Source organism: Pseudomonas sp. B21-019, assembly GCF_024749225.1.
In the GTDB taxonomy this organism is placed as follows: domain Bacteria; phylum Pseudomonadota; class Gammaproteobacteria; order Pseudomonadales; family Pseudomonadaceae; genus Aquipseudomonas.
In genome coordinates, this window is the sequence record NZ_CP087193.1 from 2,242,991 (window position 1) to 2,262,694 (window position 19,704).

Below are 19,704 nucleotides of genomic sequence, written 5' to 3' on the forward strand. Positions count from 1 at the left end.
GTAAGTCCCGTTTGGGGGCTGCTTCGAGTGGCTGCTTGTGGCCGATTCTGTTGAAAAAGTCGGTCTGCCCAAACTGCCTGATCATTGACTGGTGAGAACGCCTTTTTTGCACGCTGCTACGTGAAATCCGAGTCCGGAAGTCTCTGCCAAAAGTAAAGATTTCAATCTCGGCGCGTACTTTTCTGATGCGCAAACCATGGCCGACTTTTCAACAGAATCGGCCGAAAGCAGTCGCTGGAAAACGCTTGCTATGCGTCGAAGGCTGGCCTTTAGGGCAGATAGCAATCGACCTCATCGTTCAGAACCCATACCGGAGAAGTGATCAATATGAAAACTGAGATGAATGAATCGGAACTGCGGCCTCGGGTATTCGTCTCCGACCTCATCCAGCTCGGCGATATTGTACTGACAACCACGCCCGACCCAATGAGCCAAACGATTCGTAAGGTCATCGGCGCGGATATCTCTCACGCTATGATTTGTGTGGGTAAGTCGAGTGTGATCGATTCAACCGGCGACGGGGTTCACGCACGCAACCTCGAGCGGCTCATTCTTGAGCCGGGCTGCGCTGGTTATGTGCTTCGACCTGTGAAGCCCTTGACGACTGACCAACTGCACTCCGCCATCTCCTTCGCCAGAGCTGCGGTTGGTACTCGATACTCTAAAACCGGCGCCGCCAAGAGTGTGTTAGCTGGTTTCGTGGCCGGCCGGAGGCAGTTCTGCTCGCGTTTGGTCGCGCAGGCTTATCGTCATGCCGGCGTGAACCTAGTGTCGGATGCGGACTTCTGCCATCCCGGGGAGTTCCTGAAGAGCGCGGCGCTTGTTGAGGTCCCTAATGTGCTTAGAAATCTCAGTACAGAAGAAGAGGCTGACTGGCGTGAGGATATTGACAACGTTCAGGCTATGCGCGACTCAACCAACGTCTTGCTTCGGGAGGCCCGCAAACTGTCGTCTGAGATTGAGTCGCTCAATGACATAGATGCCTACCTGGTGGAGCATCAGGAGGCAGACGCTCACCTAGTGCAAGCTCTGCGATCTTCGAGGTATCTGGAGCTGTGGAAAGATGAGTTCGAAAGGAATGCCTGGCAATACCACGTCGCCTTCATGGAGGGGCACAATCGCTCGTCGAAACGCAAGCAGAGGTACTGCGAAGAGCTGCTAGCGAACGAGAAGTTGGGCCAAAACCGTTTTATCCTGAACCACGCGGGCTACGTGACCGTTAACGCGTTGCACCCTCGCCAATACTTCGCTCTGAAGATAGAGCTGTACGAGCTTCTGACGCAGTTTCATGCTCGGCGCATTAGGGCGGCAACTACTTGGCTTGAGCGTAAGGGACTGCTCGAGCCCGCATCTCCCACGTTGCTCCGTCCGCACACGCCGGAATGGTTTGCTTCGCTGCGCGAATGGAATCCCAAGCAGGCTGCAATGACGGAAGCGGTCATTAGGGCAACGGGAAGTTTGGATGTATGCACTGTCTGTGCAGATGAGCCAGTCCGCGATTTTGTCCTCTTGAGTATTCCAGCGGCTGGACCAGGGACGCTTCGGCTCTGCGACGACTGTTTTCGCATTCGCGCCATCGACGAACCAATGAAGACGTTCTAACCGTACAATCTTTCCGCGTCCGTCGGCCAGTTCTGCTGACTGACGCTATATCCTGCTTCTGCGTAGTGTGATTGCGCTTGGGAACCGCGTCGCTGAAACTATTCGCTTAAGCGAGGTGTTCGCATGTTATTGACCGCTTCCGGCCGAGGCTGTGTAAAAACGTTTTTGAGCGCGACAGGTACTCAAAGCCGGACTGGAAATCGTGCTTCTACGCGAAATCCACATCTGCTGACGTGCCGATAAATTTCAGATTTAACGTAGACGCACGCACTTCAATTTTGGCGAAGCGTTTTTACACACTCTGGGCCGTAAGGGGTCAACCGTGAACGGCCGCTTCCAAAAGCGGGCGTTGGGGGATCAGGAGGAAGGGCACACTGGTGTGCCCTTCCTCCAAGCTGACGAGTCTGGTGCCACCAGGACGATTACAGGTCATGCCGGGGGTGAATAAAATGGCGCTCCAGATGGTCTTTAATGTACTCGCGCACAACTACCACGAGCATTCAAAAAACTTCGCGTGTCTGTTCGAGCAAGGGCGCTGGGTCCTATCTCCAGCATACGACTTGAGCTTAATCCGGGTGCGCGGCATGGCGGATTAGCATACGACGGCTTTTGCTGGCTCTGGGCTGCCGACTGGCAAGACGCTGTGCAAGGTTTACGAACCCTTCAGATTTTGAAATTGGATCGCTACATCAAGCAAACGCTGGAGGGGTTATCTGGTTAGGGGGCTGTGTCGTGGGCTCGATATTGCTGCTCAACAGGAGGTTGAGATTCGGGTTGCGTTGGAGCAAATCCGGATGCGACATGGGTGATGGTTATGGGTGCACAGCCACTTTGAACTAATGGTTACCTAAATGGCACCCTGCGGGGAAATCTTTAGTCCAAGGAGCGAGCCTCGTCTACACTTTCATAAAGTTAGAGAAAAGCTAAGAGAAGCATCAGCGATGTAGAGAAAATCTATAGGGTGGGGACATGGTAGTTGCCGCGCGAAAGTTATTTAGATGGAAGACACGCTTTCGAGGTCACCACGCTCAAGCGGACGGTCGCTTCTTGCTACTGCGGCTGATCCATCTTGTACTCACTTTAGTCTTGATGGGGTCGTCGCAGGCTTCGGCTCAGGCCGATGCTCCTCCCCACGATTACCTAGACCTAGGGCCACACTTTGTTATTGCGCCCGGTGTCGGCTCCACTACTGAGTTCAGAGACCTTCTGTTGCAGAGGTCAGCGTCTGCACGCTTGGCCGGGACGGCAACTTACCGGGGGTGGTCGTTGTCAGGCGCGCTGGATCAGTCTATTGAGTCAACAGGAACTCGTGCCTCCGAATTACTTGCAACATATAGTCACAAGCTTCCTTATGCGGATTTGCACCTTGGAATCGCGCATGCCCGGATCGATGGGGAGTATTCAGATGAGTGCAGTTCCGCGAGTTTAACTGCTAGCTCTAATAGCATCTCGTCTACAAAACTCGATCTGACTATCCAAAACGACCTTTCTGACACATGTCGATTTTTCGCGGTTGGCGCGTCGCAAATGCTGTGGCAGCGCGGTATTCACCAGATTGTTTTTCGCGTAAGTGCCAGTAGTTGGACGACAGACACTCTGGAGACCAATGGATGGTCAGTTCGATTGATGGGACGTTCACAGCTAGATGCTAATCAAAGTTTGCACTACCACATCGGCTATATCGACTCAGATTTGAATCAGGACCCCCTGCAAAGCAGGCCCAGCGGGGCAACTGTCGGCATAAATTATGTCTGGGAGTTCCGTTGATGAGTATTTGGTCAATCCGATCGCTTCTAAGTCTCATCTTGAGTGTTCGCAACGCAGTAAGTTTTGCGCTGCTCGCACTCACTCTGCTTGTTGTTGACTCGGTTGAAGCAGCCGCAGTCAGCGTTACCCCTGGCACCACAGATGGTCAGGTGAGCGTAGGGCCTGATGGCGGCGTAGGCTTTTCAATACCAATTCGCGTGCCACCAGGCACTGCTGGAATCGAGCCGAATTTGGTCCTCGCATACAATAGCAGGAGTGGCCCATCGGCATATGGATTTGGTTGGTCAGTTGGAGGCGTGTCCTCCGTTCAGCGTGGCCCGAGGAACATCCCAGAGGACGGAGCCGTTCGCGGCGTGTACCTCGATCAGCAAGATGCTCTCTATTTAGACGGTGAGAAGTTGGTGCAGGTGTCTGTGAGTGCTGATGGATCGAGAGAGTTTCGAACAAGAATTGACAACTATTCTCGTATCCGTGCATATGACTGGACCGATCGAGGCCCACAGCGGATTGTAGTTAGCACAAGGGCAGGCCTCAAGCTCTTCTTCGGAAGTTCGAGCTCTTCCAGAGTTAGTCAGGGGCCAAACGGCCCCATATTGACATGGCTATGTGATCGCATCGAAGACAGTGTCGGTAACTACATGGTTTTCGCTTATTCCATTGACGGCCTTGATCATCGGATTCGTGAGGTTTCGTATACAGGAAATGACAAAGAAAAGCTGCAGCCGTACGCGAAAGTTGTCTTCGAATATGGCCAAATCGCTCCCTACGATCTGAGGTACATCCAAGGCAGCAGGGCAGTGCAAAGTGCGCAACTGCGTCGAATTGTGAGCTCTTATCGGGGGAAGATACTACGCGAATATACGCCAAAATTCGAAGCGATCGACAAGTTCAGGCCGGCGCAGAAATTGATATCACTGACGGAGTCAGGCTCCGATGGGCTCTCTTATAAGCCACTTCACTTTCTCTATTCAAGCTCTGCTGGAGGCTGGAAAGCAGTCCAGAAAAATCTTCCTGATGACGTCTTGAGTGTTTCCGGAAAGCAGAATTTTGAGTATGCAAACATTTATGGGCAAAGTGGTCTAGAGCTTTTCTATCGCTTTACTACTGCCGGTCAAAGCGTCAGCGGTGCTTTCGAGTACGAGACCAGCGGACATCCGGTAAAACTCGACAAGAAGTGGGATCCGCCCGTTGACTTGATGGGAAAATCCTACCTGGTCGCTGATCTCGATGGCGATGGCTTTGACGACATCTTGACCGACGACTTCACTTACATATCTGATCCCAGCGCGGGCTGGAAACAGATTGTAAATGGAGGACTGGGCTTCAAAATTTCGCGTGATGGCCGCTATTTGCATACCTGGATTAACATTCAAGGCAAGAAACAACCTGTACTCATTTGGTCTTCACCGAATCAGGTCCCGAGCTCTGGTGCAGCACGCTTGGTTAGTGGTCAATGGAGTCAACTTCCAGAGTTCGCGCCTCCGCTGCCGTTTTCAACTGATGCCGATGTTCAATTAAATGGTGTCTACGCAATGGATGTAGACTGCGATGGGGGGCTCGAACTCGTATACAACTATGCTAGTGGTGACGGTACGATTGTTCGGGACGCATTTCGCCCTTCTCAGAAAGGTTGGGAGCCGCTCAAGGACATCCAAACCTTGATTGCTTTTGATCCTGTACCACACAGTGCGGCGCTAAAGCTGGCAGACCTCAATGGCGACGCATGCAAAGACGTAGTGATCGCTTACAGGGTTGGCAGTCGATCTGTACAGCAGTCATGGCTCGCTACTTCCAAGGGGTATCAACTCGATAAGCGTCCTCTCCCTGATACCTACTTCTATACTCGTGACCCAGGATCAAAGGGGCGATTGATCGCTGAAATTGGCGCTCTCAAACCAGATGGAATTCCATTTATCTATTGGCGGAATGACAAATCGCCGCCAGGACAAAGATTCGGTGCTTACTGGATTGACGCAAACGAATGGATCGCCGACAACTCGTTTGCTCCGCCGGAGCCATTACCCAGCAACGTAGCAGATCGAAAAGCGTCGTTCGCTGCAATCCAAGTGTTCGGAAAAGGCATGACTCAACTTGCATTCTTTAAGGAGCAGGGGCGCCCCAGTATCTACTCCTACACCGGAGGACGCTGGCGTCTTGATGCACAGTTGACCCCACCAGAAACGATTGCTCAATTTGATAAGTCCGATCTCGGCGTCCGATTCCCGGACCTTAATGGTGACGGATTTGCTGACATCGCGTACACCAAGGAGACAACGGATGGAAAGCTGATCAAAGTTTCATATCTGTTTCAGCCAGGGGAGCAGAACCCGTGGAAGAAGGATGTTCGATATAATATACCACGCCCTACGTTCTCCGAGGACCTAAAAGATACGGGTGTATTTCTTGTTGACATCAATGGGGATGGATTGACTGATTTGTTATACGCATATCAGCCTAGTGATTCGTCTAGGTCGCCAATTCTCGAGTCCTATGTAAATTGCAGTTTAGCGTCTGAATGTAGGAATGTTCCAGAAGGCCAGGAAGGTGCTTATTGGAAGAGCGTTTCAGATCCAATTTTTAAAAATCGATACAGTGGATATGTTCCTCCTGTGCCGTTTGCAAAGGAAGGTATTGGATCTCTAGGTGTTCATGCTATCGATATCAATGGAGATGGATTAACTGATCTCGTCGTGTCGAGGGAGGAGGATGATGCTCAGGGGATTCCACATCTCGTCCAAAGGGCCTTTCTTAACAGAATAGAGGCCAATGCGGCAGGCCAAAAGAGCGGTAAGTGGGTCGAGTTGGTGGGAGCCGATTTACTGCCACCTGTACCTTTTGTTCGCCCATATAGGAAAGATCTTGGAGAGTTGGGAAATCCACTCTCATCGGTAAGAGAAAATCGTGTCGAGCTAATTGATGTTGATGGAGATCGTCTCCCAGATATTGTCTATCGATTCCGATCAGCGGTTCCGAAGAGTGAGACTGATGAAGAGAGGCAGCAAAGGATAGCCGAAGATCGCCCAATTCCTTTTGAAGAAAAGTGGATTCAAGGCGCGTATTTAAATCGCAACGGGAAATGGATTAATGCACCTGCCTTTATACCACCATATCGCATCGACTCGGACGATAGCAATGCAGCTGAAAGAGCAAATTCCGCCACTCAGGTAAATTTTCAGGACGTGAATGGTGATGGATTGCCTGACCTCATTTACGCTGAACGCTGCGAAGGTTCCTGTGCCCAAGCCATCAACAAGACGTACCTAAATACAGGGGCTGGTTGGGTATATGAGCCCGCTTATGATCTGCCAGCCGAAGCGTTGTTGAAGAACACAAAAGGGGACCAAGGCTACCGGCTGCTCGATGTCAACGCAGACGGACTAGTGGACCTTGTCTACCATCGCATCCTCGACGGCGGTGTGCACGAAAAGGGCGCTTACTTAAATACCGGCGTTGGCTGGTTGCAGAAGCAGCAGGGGGCGGCCGATCCGGATCTCGATGTCTATGCTCCACCGCTTGCGTTCGTTGAGGCAGGCCGCGGAGATCTCGGAGTGCGCCCGCTAGATCTGAACGGGGATGGCATCGTAGACCTTGTCCAGATCTACAGGCGAAGCGATTCAGAGACAACATCCGCCATTTGGATCAACGAGCCATTTGCTGCGTTTGACAGTCGCCCCTACAAGACTGATCTACTTGCCGCGGTTGTTGATGGTCTTGGACGTCGCACCGCACTGACCTACCGCTCATACATTGGTACCGCTTTTGATCAAGATGGGGAATTGTCCAAGGCATACTTGGGAACAAGGGCTAGCCAGAAAATCGACAGGAGTCCAGAGTATCCAGTTCTCGATCCACCCATGCCGGGATATGTCGCAACGGATTTGACGGTAGTTGGCCCCGGGTTTCCTATGCGCACTTCCTCATATAAGTACAAGGGTTATCGCGTCGATACGAGCACTGGGAAATCTTATGGATTCTCAGCGCAGGAGATAACAGATCAAGAGCGCGATCGACGAACTGTCATCGAATTTGTTCAGCAGGACGGTCTCGTCGGCAATATCGCATCCACGTCGGTCCGGCAGGGATTGCGAGGCGGCAAGGAGGTGGAAATATCGCGTTCAGCATCGACCTTCTCTGTCTCTCGCAGAGCCGGCTCGCCTGTTGATGGCGGCTTCGTCCCCGAAATCCTGCGGGTCAAGCTTGATCGCACTGAAAGCGTCAGCGCTGATTTGAAGGGCACGGTGCTGAGCAGTCAGGTTGATGAATTCACTTACGACGATACCGGCAACCCCACTAAGATCAAGACGACATTCGCCGATGAGGCAGGGTCTGAAACAAGTAACAAGTATGACGACAGCTTAGTCAACTGGCACTTGGCTAGACTCACGGAGTCGTCAGTAACCCAATTTGCGCCGGGCAAGCCCTCCCAAACCAGGCGTGCCAAGTTCGCGTATTCGCCAGAGACAGGCCAGCTGGTCAGAGAGATGTCTCTCGTCGGTTCGCCATCAGAGTCAGTGACCGAGTACGAGCGCGACGTGTTCGGAAACAAGGTGGCGTCTCGTACCTCCGTGAAGACAGGCGAGGCCTTACGTGCGTCTCAAGTGAAATACGACGCACTGGGGCGCTTCCCGGTGTCCACCACGAATAATCTCGGACAGACCAGCCGGGCGGAGTTTGATGAAGTGTCTGGTGCCATCACGGCGAGAATCGATCCGAATGGGCTGCGCCAAGTCGTGCGCTACGACACCTTGCAGCGTGTCCGTCAGGAAATTGATGCTACAGGTGTGGCGACGGTAACGCAGACAGATTTCGCAAGCTCGGGTGCATTGGCATTCACAATTATCAAGCAGGTCGGAACACTGCCCGTCACCGTATCCGCCCATGATGCGGCGGGGCGGCCGCGCTGGCAGTCCTCGACCGGCTTCGCGGGAAAGCCAGTGATTGTGGAGTACGACTACGACCCCTTGGGGCGTTTGATCCGCTCGACTACTCCTCGGTTCAAGGAAGGGCAAGCACGATTCACTGTGCGACGGTACGACGAGCTGGATCGTCAGGTTGAGGAGCGTCGCCCGGATGGCGCGATATTGTCCACACGCTATGAGGGACTCAAAACAGTAGCCGTCGATCCGCTTAAGCGGGAAACCGTAATCGAGAAGGACGCGCGGGGTCGGACCTGGCTCACCATCGACCCATTGAAGGGACGCACACAGTTCGAGTTCGACGCGGCAGGCAAAGCGACGCGTATCGTCAACGCGCTGGGCCAAGTTTCGAAGGCTGAGTACAACCTTGCCGGCCAACGCATCATGCTGAATGATCCGACCCTCGGGCGTTGGACTTACAAGTACAACGGCTATGGTGAGCTTGTTGAACAAACCGATGCTCGCGGAGAGATCGTAAGCCTCAAGTATGACGGGCTTGGCCGTCTGGTTGAGCGCCGCTCGAAGACAGATGTTGCCAAATATGAATTTGACCAAGGACCGAACGCAATCGGCCGTTTAGTGGCAGTGAAGTCCTCACAGGGGGCGACACGGGCCATCAGTTACGATGGTTACGGGCGGGTTGGCGCTGTTGATTTGCAGGTAGGAAAAGACCGCTCCCGCATTGATCAAAACTATGACGAACTGAGCCGACCGCTTGAGCGCAAGTATTCCACTGGCTTGATCGTTGCCAACGCCTATGACAAGGACGGGTTCTGGCGTCGCGTCCTCATTTCCGGGACGACTCCAGCCAGGACAGCGTGGGAGTCGCTCAATGTGGACGCACTCGGCAGAGTCACCGAGGAGCGTTTGGGTAACGGCGTCGTCAATACACAGGCATTCGATCTTGATTCCGGGCGTTTGACGACTGCATCCGCACGCAGCGCGAACGGGACATCCATTCAGGACTTCACACTGGGCTACGACCTAGTAGGCAACGTCTTGCAGCGTGCAGACCGCGCGAGCAAGAAGATGGAGCGATTCGAGTACGACACCCTGAACCGAATCACAAGCGCTGCTCAAATGATGGGAGAGCGCGTCACCGTCAACTACGACCCTCTTGGGAACATTCTTCAAAAGTCGAACACCGGGACCTATCAGTATTGCGACAGTGAGCGAACCCGAATGTTATGCGGATTGCAGGATGCAAACGGGGCGAAGTCCACGTTCTCCTACGACGCCGCTGGGAACATGGTCCAGCTCGGCGACAAAAGGCTGGCGTACGATGCAGAAGGAAGGGTCACAAGCATCTCCGACGGACAGCGTAATCAATCGAGTTTCCTCTACGGCGCAGATGGCGAGTTGATCACTCAGCAGTCCCGTTCTGGGGAAACGCGATTTGAGGTGACCTATCTCGGGGATACTGAAATCGTGAGAGAGGCCTACGCCCCTCCGTTCAACCCCACGCCTGAGCGCACCCGGGTGCGGCATTTCATCTCAGCGCCTACTGGGGCTCTGGGCTTTTTCGAGACCACGTATTGGCACTTTCCATTCCGGCATGCGGCACCCATGTACAATATGCTGGTCATGGATAACCCGCTGCGCTCGAGTGAAGTCAGCACTGGGATGACCTACTTCGTCAAGGATCAATTGGGTTCGCTGCGGGCAACGCTCAACGAGCGGGGTGACGTGCTTGAACGCTTTGACTACGACCCGTGGGGGAAACGGCGTCAAACAGGCGCTGCCTCCTACTACTCCATAAGGCAAGGGTTCACTGGGCACGAGCACCTGGATAACTTGGAGCTCGTTCATATGGGGGGGCGGGTTTATAGCCCTTCACTGGCTAGATTTGTTAGCCCAGACCCATTGGTACAAGCACCAGGGTATTCGCAGTCACATAACAGGTATAGCTATGTTCTTAACAACCCATTTCGTTTGATAGATCCAACGGGTATGGGTTGGCTTGATGATTTCGTCCATGATCCTTTGGGGACCGTAGCTGACACAGCGCGTGATGCGTTTGATGCCGTTGTCGGTAAGCCTCTACGTTGGGTTGGAGAGCAGATAAATAAAGCTGGGAAGTGGTTTAGTCAAAACTGGAGAACAGTTGCAATAATCGCGGCATCGGTAGCCCTCGGGCCCGCAGGGATTGGATTAAATGCGGTGCTTGTTGGCGCAATAATCGGTGGGGGATCTGCTGCTATGTATGGAGGGTCCTTTGAAGATATTGTTAGAGGTGCAGTATTGGGTGCAATCACTGCCGGAATTACATCTGGAATAGCGTCATCTGTTAAGAACACTTATGGGGCGTCCATGCTAATGGGGCACGTCGGAGGTGTAAGGTCTGTCGCTGTGGGTGGCAAGTACGAGCAGGGATTTGCATCAGGCTTTGTTAGTCGCGTAATGTCCCCGAATATAGAAACGATGCAAGATGCTGACATGCGTCTCGCTGCAGATGCAGTGGCTGGAGGAGTTGTATCGTCGGTGGGTGGGGGTAGCTTCGAAAACGGAGCGATATTCAGCGCATTCAGACGATCTTTTAGTGACACGGCGACCGGTGGTCCGCGTTCGGCTATTTCATCAATTTTGGTGAAGGTGTGGAACCTTCCGAATACTGCCTTGGGCGCAGCTTATGCTGGGCTGGGATACACCGTGGGTAAGGTAGGGTATGCATTTGGATTTAATGATAATCCGAGATTTCTTGTTGAAGGAAACAGCATTACCCTTCTTAACAATCCGCTGACCATAAGTGGAACGGCCATCACAATTGGGAATACGGTATCGTACGGCAGTAATTTTTCTCCAAAAGATCAGGAAAATTCTGAGCATGGATTTATGTACAATGTCGGACTTCATGAGCAGGCTCACACATACCAATATGAAGTGCTGGGTCCACTATTTTTCCCGACTTATGGCGCTGGATTTATAGGCGGTGGCGGCCGCCATGATTCAAATCCTTTCGAAGAGGGGGCGGATAGATATGGGGCTGGTGCTAGAACACCATTTTGAAGGTGGGCTAATTACTTGTTTTTCCTGGTTCTTCTTCTGACTCGGCAAGTCAAATAGCGAGATGCAATCGTGGAGTAGTTGAACATGACTCCTTAGATCACAACCATGTCTCGCGCAGAGGATTCGTTTCCTCCATGTCTGCATTGGCACTGCTTGGAGTCAGTGGTTGCGCCGACTTATGCAGAGGCCTAGAGTCGGAATTCGGGGCGAGGCTCCAGCATAATTGTGGCCAATCCTTCGACCGGTGTCTTTAAGGGCGAGAAACTCCTTCCTTGGTGATTGACGTGCACGCGCACTTTTTCAATGCCAGGGTTGTTCCTGTTTTAGGGTATATTGCTGGTTCAGACGCCCACTCCAAAGGGGGAGTAACAACTATCGGTCTCTAGTCGTTATCTGCCCATCGCGAAAGGCAGGAAACGACTGTGGACTGTTGCACCTAGACGGGTAGGTCAGACGAAAACTCAGCGGTCCGCGCAGAGTCCCTATCGCTGAGCGAGACTATGGCAATGGCGGAGCAGACAGAAGTCTGACCATCCGAAGTGACGGTAGAGGCTAGACCCTCGCTGTCCGGCCAAAAGCGGTCGTTCGGAGCACGATCCGTTTTTGGCTGGAGGAGGACACTCAACCCTCGGCGTCAACATATGTAAGTGCATGCGATTGTCGTAAGAATTACCGCTGTTGACCCGCTAGATAATTCCTTCGCTGCACTTGGAATTCAGCGTATAAAGATTTGGCGTCAACTGTTGAGCCTGTTGAACTTACGCTGTCAGCAAAAAAGCGATAGTAAAGTAAGAACTGTTTTTTGTCCTTTGTATATGTCCCTTGCCAACTGTGATCGGGTAAGCGAGATATTATTTCGTTGAACAAAAAATTATTTATGGTCTTTACTAAGTTTGTTGATATCGATATCGCGGTTTGAAGGGATAGGTAGTCGAGCAGCAGAGGCTTTTCCAATAGCTCTCTATGATCTTGAATCCCTAGAGCCAATGCATTTGAAGCGCCCAGCCGGCCAAACCTATGCACAGCGCAGTGCCGAAGATGGCAAATTTTGACATAGTCATCGATCGAGGCTTCGACGTAGGAAGGTGAATGGCCTCTGATCCCTAGGCACTCTTTTATCGTGCCGATTATACTGTCTTTGCTAATGAATGAGACTCTTTCAAGAATGGCTTCCGGCATCATATCTTTATGTAGGTGCACAGCAGCCCCAAACGAAATATCTCGCTTATAGGAGGCGTCCTGTGAAAGCTCATCAACAGAGATTATCTTTCTAAGCAAAGTTCTCAGATAGCTTTCTACTGCAGCGATTACACCTAATAGAACGAGCTGTCCCTGTAAGGGGTCAAAGTTAGCGGGGTCCGGAGAAAGTCTGTTTATTGAATGTAATCGGTCGAGGAATTGGTCAATTGGTGAGGTGGTCGGCTCTAAGTGGTTATTGTCAAATAATAAGTGAGTGCTTAGCCTTGGTGGTGTAGATACTAAGCAAGTTGTTAGCTGTGTTTTGAAAGGAGTGGCCATTATGAAAGAAACTCCTCAACAGTGAGCTCAACCTTTTTAATTATACTTTCTGCACGTCTAGGTCCTACGTAGTTAGCTTTCTGAAGCTCGCTGGAAGCGTTCTGCGAAATAACTACATCAGAAACACTACGGATGTTCGTATCCTTATGGATTCTTCCAATAAGCGTTTCACTGATGCCGGGAACCTCGCTCAGTGGAAGCTTCATGCACTCTTCAAAGAGTGATGAGCCAACTAAAGGCTCTCCGCAATTATGGCAAAACTGCTGCGAATCATTGAAGCGTTGCGTACCGCATTTTTGGCATGGTGGTAGATCAAGCTTCAGATTCGCCAATTCACGATAAGACAGCAAAGATTTAAATTCGCGCCTCAAAGGATGTTTTGCAGCGCCAGCTAACATTAACTCAGGCAGTCCGCGAAATGTATTGCGCTTCCCCTCCTTAAATGCGCCGCCTTGATAGAGGAAAGCTAGGTGAGGAATATATCTATCATACTTTCTGTTTTGCCCGTGCGATACAGACTGCAGAGGGAAAAGCATACCGACCTCAATCAAAAACTTAATCATGCGATCAGCTAATGGGGAGCGGTCATCACTCTGAAGTAATCCTAAAACAATGTTGCGCCTAGAGAGATCTTTGTTTTGGAGTTCAGATATTTCTGATACCGTAGTTGAGAAAAAAGACCGCCCAATTTGAATGACTGAAGAGAATTGCTTGAGCTTTAGTGCAATAGAGTCATACTCAGCGCCTATGAGTTCAACCTGTTGGTCAATGATTTTATTGACTTTGGATTGTGAGGTGCCAGCCCTCTCTGAAAAGAACTCTCTAAGTAGTCTCAAAAAAACGCGTGGTATTCCGAATGCTGTGTATTTGAACAGTTCAAGAATGTCGGGAGATATGCTCTTTTGCTGCTCAGATGATAACCTTCTGTTGGCGATGTCGCCCATTATAGTGGAGTATGCTGGATCTTCTACGGAAAGCCAGAGAGGGACTTCTTCAATTTCATGTGAGGCGTGAAAAGTAGGACCATATTGGGTGGTGCCTGGGTAGACTGACGCCTTTGGTGCGATGCCTTCAACTTTTAATACTCTGAAGACTTCGAAAAAGGCTACTAGATATTGATCAGAGAGGCTCAGTGCCGCATCATCCAACAACAATATGGCGCGACTTCTGTTGAATCTAGCGGTAAGTGATCGAACTGCTCTGATAACATGGTCGACGGTTATGAACTGACCGTAGTTTTCATACAGCTCAACTCCTGAACCCCTTTCCAGAAGTGAGATAAGTTCGCGCAGCTTTTGTTCATCGTAGATTGGATCGAGATCTTTGAGGAATTCACCACTACTGCTGAGATCATTGATGTAGTCAAAGGCACTGAGTAAGATCCTTGCTAATACCCATGAGTGAAATCTTTTAAGTGCGTCCGGTGTCTTCTTTAGTAGAGGCTCGAGGTGGAGATATCTGTTGAAGCTAGAGTAAAGGACTAGTGGCGTAGATTTATTTAGAAGAGATTGTGAGTAGGTATAACGCATGAGATGCGTCTTGCCCGTCCCTCTTGGCCCTATTAATAGTTTTGCTCCGGTAGCCAAAAGTTTCTGCCTAGCTTTCTTTAGAATCTCCCCGTCTGCCAATGAAGTGGAAATTTCTTCGGTAGAAAGCTGATCGGCTCTTTCTTCAAACTCCATTTAAACATCCTTGCGTTCGTCAAGAAAGACTGGAAATGTTATTAGTTCTTTTTTTGCTAGTTGTTTTGCAGCTACGCCATAAGCATGCGCTGACATCCAAGCCCGACCTTCCCGGCTGGCCAGTTGAGCCAGCACTGTATTACGGGTGCTAGGTGAACACCTGATAACATATACGCAATCGCTCACAGCAAAGGTGCCTGCCATCACGCCTACAATTTTACTTTCGAGGTTTCTTCCTACTCTTGAAATTAATATGTCCCCGGGCTGTGCTTTAACTATATTTGAATAATCATCCGGCATCTCTGTTTCAAAAGAGCTAAAATCCAACCACTGTCCGATGTCTCCCTCATTTATATTTGTAATATGTAAGACCGGGAAGTCAGAGTTTTTGACTTGAGCGCTAGATAAGCTGCCACGCTTTATTTCAGCAGCAAGCTCGTGTAAGGTGATTTTTCTACGAGAAGTTACATCGATTGTGTGCAAACGGTGGAAGTGAAAAGAATAGTCTAGACGTTCGGCCGCAGAAGAGATATCGACCAATATTGGTTTGCTAAGACTCTTGTTTCGATTCAGGCAATAAACACGAACGGCGTCTTGGTGGTTTTTTGTTTTTTGCAATATTACAATGCTTGCTAAAGCATCTGTGTGATGAAATGAACCGCGCGGAAGTTGTATTATTTTTGTAATTGCGTAGGTGTTGAGTAATGTTGCTCTAAACTTTTTGTATTTGCTTGCTGTGATTAAGCTGTCGGGAAGTATAATTCCAAGCGTAGCGTTTTCACTCATTAATCTGAGATTTTGCGCCAAAAAAAGCAGGCCCGCATCTACGTCCGCTGGGAAAGGAAGGCAGTCAAGAAAACCTGCATCTTCCAAAATCGAGCTAAACTCATTACGCCACTTTGGAGTAATAAATGGAGGATTGCAGACAGCTATATCAATGGGGGCATTAGTGCAGTTCAGCACTGTTGATAGGTTTTCACACAAGGCATCAACTACGAAATGTTCGTGAGATAATTCATCATAGATCTGCTTTGTTGGAATGGTAGGGAGATCAACTTTTGGATCGATATCAACGGTTAGAATTTTTATATCAGGCCAGCGTGTTTTTGCGGCGCAACTCAGAGATCCCGAGCCTGCTCCTAGATCGAGCAGCCGAACGGGAGAGGTGATATCGAACTGCTCTACCAAAAAAGAGCTAATTTCGTTTTTAGTATAATATCGACCTAAAATATCTGAGCCAGAATTGGTGGTGATAATCGGCAATTTTAAGTCTCATTTCTTTGCAAAAAAGCTAATGCGCGATTCTACAGCCATCCCGACGGGTATGGAAGGAAGGTCGCTGCCGTTGGGGCCGTTCGGATTTTCTGTGTACTTCATCGAGGTACTGCGCACTGCTCTTAGCCTGTTGCGCTCGTCCGCGTGCCCCCTTCCGGCCGAGTGTTGCCCCAGCGTTGGGCCGAACGAACGTCAGCTAATGGGTGTGGATTCAACCGGTGGATGCAACAGACTGGTCCTCCGAATTTACCCCGACATGAATGCCGACGGGCCTTTGGTGTGCAATCAGTTTAATCGATGTCCAATTTCTTCAAACGAGCCAGGCCTTGTTTGATATGGCCAGCGTTTTCACCCATGGTCCACAGTGCGCCGCGGACATTTTCGCCCACTTCCCGTGTCCCTTGCTCCTCAACCAGCAGTGTCAACTCCATAACGGCCGCCTCTAGGGCCTGCTGGTTTTCGTACAGCCTTTCCAGTACATCCGACAGTGAATAATCGCTTGACATGGTGTCGATTCCTTTCGAGAAACCCAAAGCATAGCAGTGACATTCTCGACTGCAATTTCGCCTGCGCCAGGATGCAACGGCGGATGTAGGAAATTGAATTGAGCATCAGCCGACAATGCGAAGATCGGGGCTCGCATTTGACCTGTATGACGAACTACTCAAGGACGCACGCGACGGCCGCTGGAGCTGCAGCGGTATGCGGTGAATACGAAAGGGGTTCAAATTCCTTACTCAGTTTTATCTTTAACGCAGCGGTCATAGGTGCTGGCTAGTTTGAGAAATCTGCCGCATGTCTTGGATGCCAGTCCGGTATGTCATGGATTGGACCGGCTTTCATGTAAAAAATAGCTTTTCCGGGACTAGTCCCGATTTTTTCTCTGCTTGATTTTTGCTAAGGCAGGGATGAGTTGGTTTTTATCACACTGTAATATAACTAAATTTTAGTTAAGTCGGTCCAGTCCATCATGGGCGCAACGCTAAAGCGTCTAGACACTGTAGAGCTTGAATTTACTGAGTATGTAGCTGATTTCTGTACCATTTCGCTCTACGTGTTCAAAGCCGGTTTTAGGGGGTAAATGGGCGTTTTGAGGGGCGTTGATACAATGTACCAACCCCTTTAACAATTGTACCAGTTGACTATGGCCACGATCAGAGCACGCAAGCGCACCGACGGCGGCACCAGTTACACGGCACAGATACGTCTGTTCCGATATTGTCAGGCAAGATTAAGCTCAGGCCCGACATCTAACGTGACTCAACCGAACGTGCCTCAGTCGGCTTCGTCTCTTTTTGCGCGCCATGCCAGCGCCAGTGATAAACGTGACTAGCGCCAATGGCGTAAGGCCGATGTATCCAATGCTTGCCACGCTTCGGAGTGACACAGTTGATCCTTCGTCAGCCAGAGTCCTGCGTGCGGGCACAGGGATTCGGCGGGGAGTGCCAGCAGGTCGCTCAACTTCATTGCGCTGATTGAGCCTCGGTCTCTTTCATCCTCGGCTTCCCAGTCGCGCAGAAATAGACGCACCTTCAAGACATTGGCATTAAAACCTTCAAACTGTGGTCGATTATGGAGCCACTGAGGTGAATGCCTCAAGGTTCGCTCCTGGACATCCAACAGCAAGATCTGCCATGCCAAGCGACCTCCGTGGTCATCGTCGACGTTGGTATGGAGTCGAGTCAGCGCGAGATAACGTGCATCCTCGGACCAGATCATCGAGGGCGCGAGATGGCTGATGGCGCAACCGGACGCCGTCAGCAAATACCCGCCCAGGCGTGGGCTCTGGACGCGTAGCCAACTGTCGGCGTATTCGGTTTCACAACCGAACAGCCAAGCGGCATCTTTATCCATCGGTGCTGGCTGGACAAAGTTTCCATCGGCGATTGCAGACTGTGGCTGTTTAACCAGGCGCCAATCGGGGAGGGCGCTCAGGCCTTGTTGGCTGACATTGAGCTCACACCACTCGTAGTAAAGCCGCGAGTCCTGTCGATACTGGCAAAATACAGCAGCATCGTCCGCCTCGGGTGGCGATTGATCAAAGCGCTGCAATGGACTGCTTTGCCGATCCTGATCCAGGCGACCTCGAATCACTGCCAGGCTCAGTCTCGGCCCACGAAAGTCCAACAATCGTGCGACCAACAGAGGAGGGCTGTTCATCAATTGTCGTTCCTGTGCGTCGACCACCACCACGTGACCTGCTGTGGCGGGCGGCAGGGCGAACGGTATTAATGCGATGTAACGTCCAGTGTCTGAAACTCGATGATCGAGCAGCCAAACGCCCGGTAACTCCCAGCCCCCAATCCTGCAGGTATAACCCCCGAGCCCCAAGCTGTTGTCTTGCCGCCAGCTAAATTGAGCCCGCGTATCACCCGTCAATGGTGCCGACTCGACCATCGTCGCGCCTCGCTGTCCATCACCCACCAGAGGCACGGCCAACCGCACGCGAGTCAGGTGCCGCTGCGCAACCTGCACCCGGCCGTTCGGATCATGGCCCACCTGAGACTCACAGTCGCTGTGTATGCTGTACAAGCCATAACCATAGCGACCGCGATCAGGCTGCGGGTAGTCGAAGTAGGACGATAGCCGCAGGTAGTGGTCATCCAGCTCTAGGGGGGCGCTCCAACCCACGGAAGGTTCGCTGTCGGCGGATAGCCACGGACAAGGCAATGCTTGCCAGCCGCGGTCTACGTGCCAGAGCCAGTATTCGAGGGCTTGCGGTTGCTCATCATCCATCCGTGCATGGCAAGCGAACGAGCGACTATCGTGATTCCAGATGATTGAGGTATCGGCCCTGATCAGCAACGAAGTGGGCTCACCGTTTATGCTCACGCGGTATTCCGGGCTCATCAGCGGGGCGCAAGGCTGTGGCAATTCACGCAGGCTGGCCGGCAGCGCCAGGCAGGCGTCCAAACATTGCTGACCATCGGGGGACGTATGCCGGAACGTTTCGAGCGCAAGTTTTTTTTGCCAGGCTCCAGGCTCAACCCAAAGGTCAACAACGGGCACCAGGCTGATCTTTTCAGCCGTCGTCAGCAGTTGCTCCAGGCTGATCTCCCGTGCGCCGTTGTCGACCAGAGGACTGTAACGCCCACTCAGGATGCCGTCGTTAAAGGCATCCAGTTCCCAAAATTCATCACACGAACACTGGTAAAGCTGACGCAACTGTCGATCCAGAATCACCAACCCCCAGGCTTGGCGCGAGGGTAAAGGCGCAGCGAAATAACGTCCGTCATTCGAGAAGCGAGCCGACGACCCAAGGCCCTGGAGCAGCACCCCATCGGGAAACAGGTAATCGCACAGGACGGGCCCGCCCATGGCGATTTCGCTGTAGTTGAACACCCTGATGGGCTCGCCCTCGGGAGTTTGCTGCGGTTCGTCCCCACCCCAGGCACTGGCGCCGCCTGAAGACTGACCAGGCGATAGCGGTGACGACTTGGCCTGTGTTTTATCGACCAGGCCAAAACGTCTTTCCAAGTGACTGACGCAAGCCAGCCCGAAGAACATCACAGCCGCTGCCCCCGCAATATCCCAGTACGCCGGCAAAGCCCTGCCCAGATTAAAACCCAGGCCTATTGCGGCAGAGGTCATGACCCGGGCAGCCCCTCGACCGGTTCGTTGCCAACCGGCCCGTGCCGTCAGCCACATCAAGGCAGCACAACCCAGTACGACACCGAGCGCCCACAGCAGCGGTAATACCGCCACGAGAAAAATCGGGATCAACAGTACGGCGATTTGCCAAAGTAGATCGAGCAACAATCGAGGCAGGCTTTTTTCGTCAGCACGTTGATCAGAAGAGTGGGTCACCATTACCTCGAGAATAAATGTGCGATTTCAAATAAGCGTGTTTGCGTAAAAGAGAGATGCTGAGTTACCAACAACCAGCCTGATCGACGCAAAATGGGGCGACGCAGAAGCGGCGGGAGAGCAGGGCGAGT

At 51.6% G+C, this 19,704-nt stretch carries 8 protein-coding genes; 3 read left to right on the forward strand and 5 right to left on the reverse strand.

Going from position 1 to position 19,704, the window contains the following annotated elements:
• The first annotated feature begins 327 nt into the window (after positions 1-327).
• The 3 genes from LOY36_RS10080 (at position 328) to LOY36_RS10090 (ending at position 11,291) form a co-directional block, all read left to right on the forward strand.
• Positions 328-1,602: a YiiX/YebB-like N1pC/P60 family cysteine hydrolase gene (locus LOY36_RS10080; protein WP_258673211.1), complete on the forward strand. Its 1,275-nt coding sequence runs from the start codon at positions 328-330 to the stop codon at positions 1,600-1,602.
• A 461-nt stretch (positions 1,603-2,063) separates the two neighbouring features.
• The gene (locus LOY36_RS10085; RefSeq protein ID WP_258674161.1) at positions 2,064-2,198 is read left to right on the forward strand and encodes a HipA domain-containing protein; all 135 of its coding nucleotides are present in this window, start codon (positions 2,064-2,066) and stop codon (positions 2,196-2,198) included.
• 1,170 nt (positions 2,199-3,368) lie between these two features.
• Positions 3,369-11,291 (forward strand): RHS repeat-associated core domain-containing protein, encoded by a 7,923-nt coding sequence (locus LOY36_RS10090; RefSeq protein ID WP_258673213.1) that lies wholly within the window; start codon positions 3,369-3,371, stop codon positions 11,289-11,291.
• Positions 11,292-11,960: 669 nt separating this feature from the next.
• Here the strand turns inward: LOY36_RS10090 and LOY36_RS10095 are convergent.
• From LOY36_RS10095 to LOY36_RS10115, 5 genes are all read right to left on the reverse strand, one after another.
• A complete protein-coding gene (locus LOY36_RS10095) occupies positions 11,961-12,809 on the reverse strand; it encodes a hypothetical protein (RefSeq protein ID WP_258673215.1) in 849 nt (282 codons plus the stop codon).
• The gene (locus tag LOY36_RS10100; protein ID WP_258673217.1) at positions 12,809-14,491 is read right to left on the reverse strand and encodes a hypothetical protein; all 1,683 of its coding nucleotides are present in this window, start codon (positions 14,489-14,491) and stop codon (positions 12,809-12,811) included. The genes LOY36_RS10095 and LOY36_RS10100 overlap by 1 nt, the downstream gene beginning before the upstream one ends.
• Complete coding sequence (locus LOY36_RS10105; protein ID WP_258673219.1) at positions 14,492-15,754, reverse strand: N-6 DNA methylase; 1,263 nt, start codon at positions 15,752-15,754, stop codon at positions 14,492-14,494. It lies immediately after the preceding gene.
• Positions 15,755-16,056: 302 nt separating this feature from the next.
• On the reverse strand, positions 16,057-16,272 hold the full coding sequence (locus LOY36_RS10110) for a hypothetical protein (RefSeq protein ID WP_258673221.1): 216 nt from the start codon (positions 16,270-16,272) through the stop codon (positions 16,057-16,059).
• A gap of 823 nt (positions 16,273-17,095) precedes the next feature.
• Positions 17,096-19,576 carry a hypothetical protein gene (locus LOY36_RS10115; protein ID WP_258673224.1) on the reverse strand — a complete coding sequence of 827 codons (2,481 nt, stop codon included), beginning with the start codon at positions 19,574-19,576 and terminating at the stop codon, positions 17,096-17,098.
• Between the last annotated feature and the right edge of the window lie 128 nt (positions 19,577-19,704).

Bases quoted from the DNA above. Each gene is read 5' to 3' on its own strand.
- LOY36_RS10085 (WP_258674161.1), top strand. From the start codon at position 2,064: ATGGTCTTTAATGTACTCGCGCACAACTACCACGAGCATTCAAAAAAC.
- LOY36_RS10080 (WP_258673211.1), top strand. From the start codon at position 328: ATGAAAACTGAGATGAATGAATCGGAACTGCGGCCTCGGGTATTCGTC.
- LOY36_RS10090 (WP_258673213.1), top strand. From the start codon at position 3,369: ATGAGTATTTGGTCAATCCGATCGCTTCTAAGTCTCATCTTGAGTGTT.
- LOY36_RS10110 (WP_258673221.1), bottom strand. From the start codon at position 16,272: ATGTCAAGCGATTATTCACTGTCGGATGTACTGGAAAGGCTGTACGAA.
- LOY36_RS10095 (WP_258673215.1), bottom strand. From the start codon at position 12,809: ATGGCCACTCCTTTCAAAACACAGCTAACAACTTGCTTAGTATCTACA.
- LOY36_RS10100 (WP_258673217.1), bottom strand. From the start codon at position 14,491: ATGGAGTTTGAAGAAAGAGCCGATCAGCTTTCTACCGAAGAAATTTCC.
- LOY36_RS10115 (WP_258673224.1), bottom strand. From the start codon at position 19,576: ATGGTGACCCACTCTTCTGATCAACGTGCTGACGAAAAAAGCCTGCCT.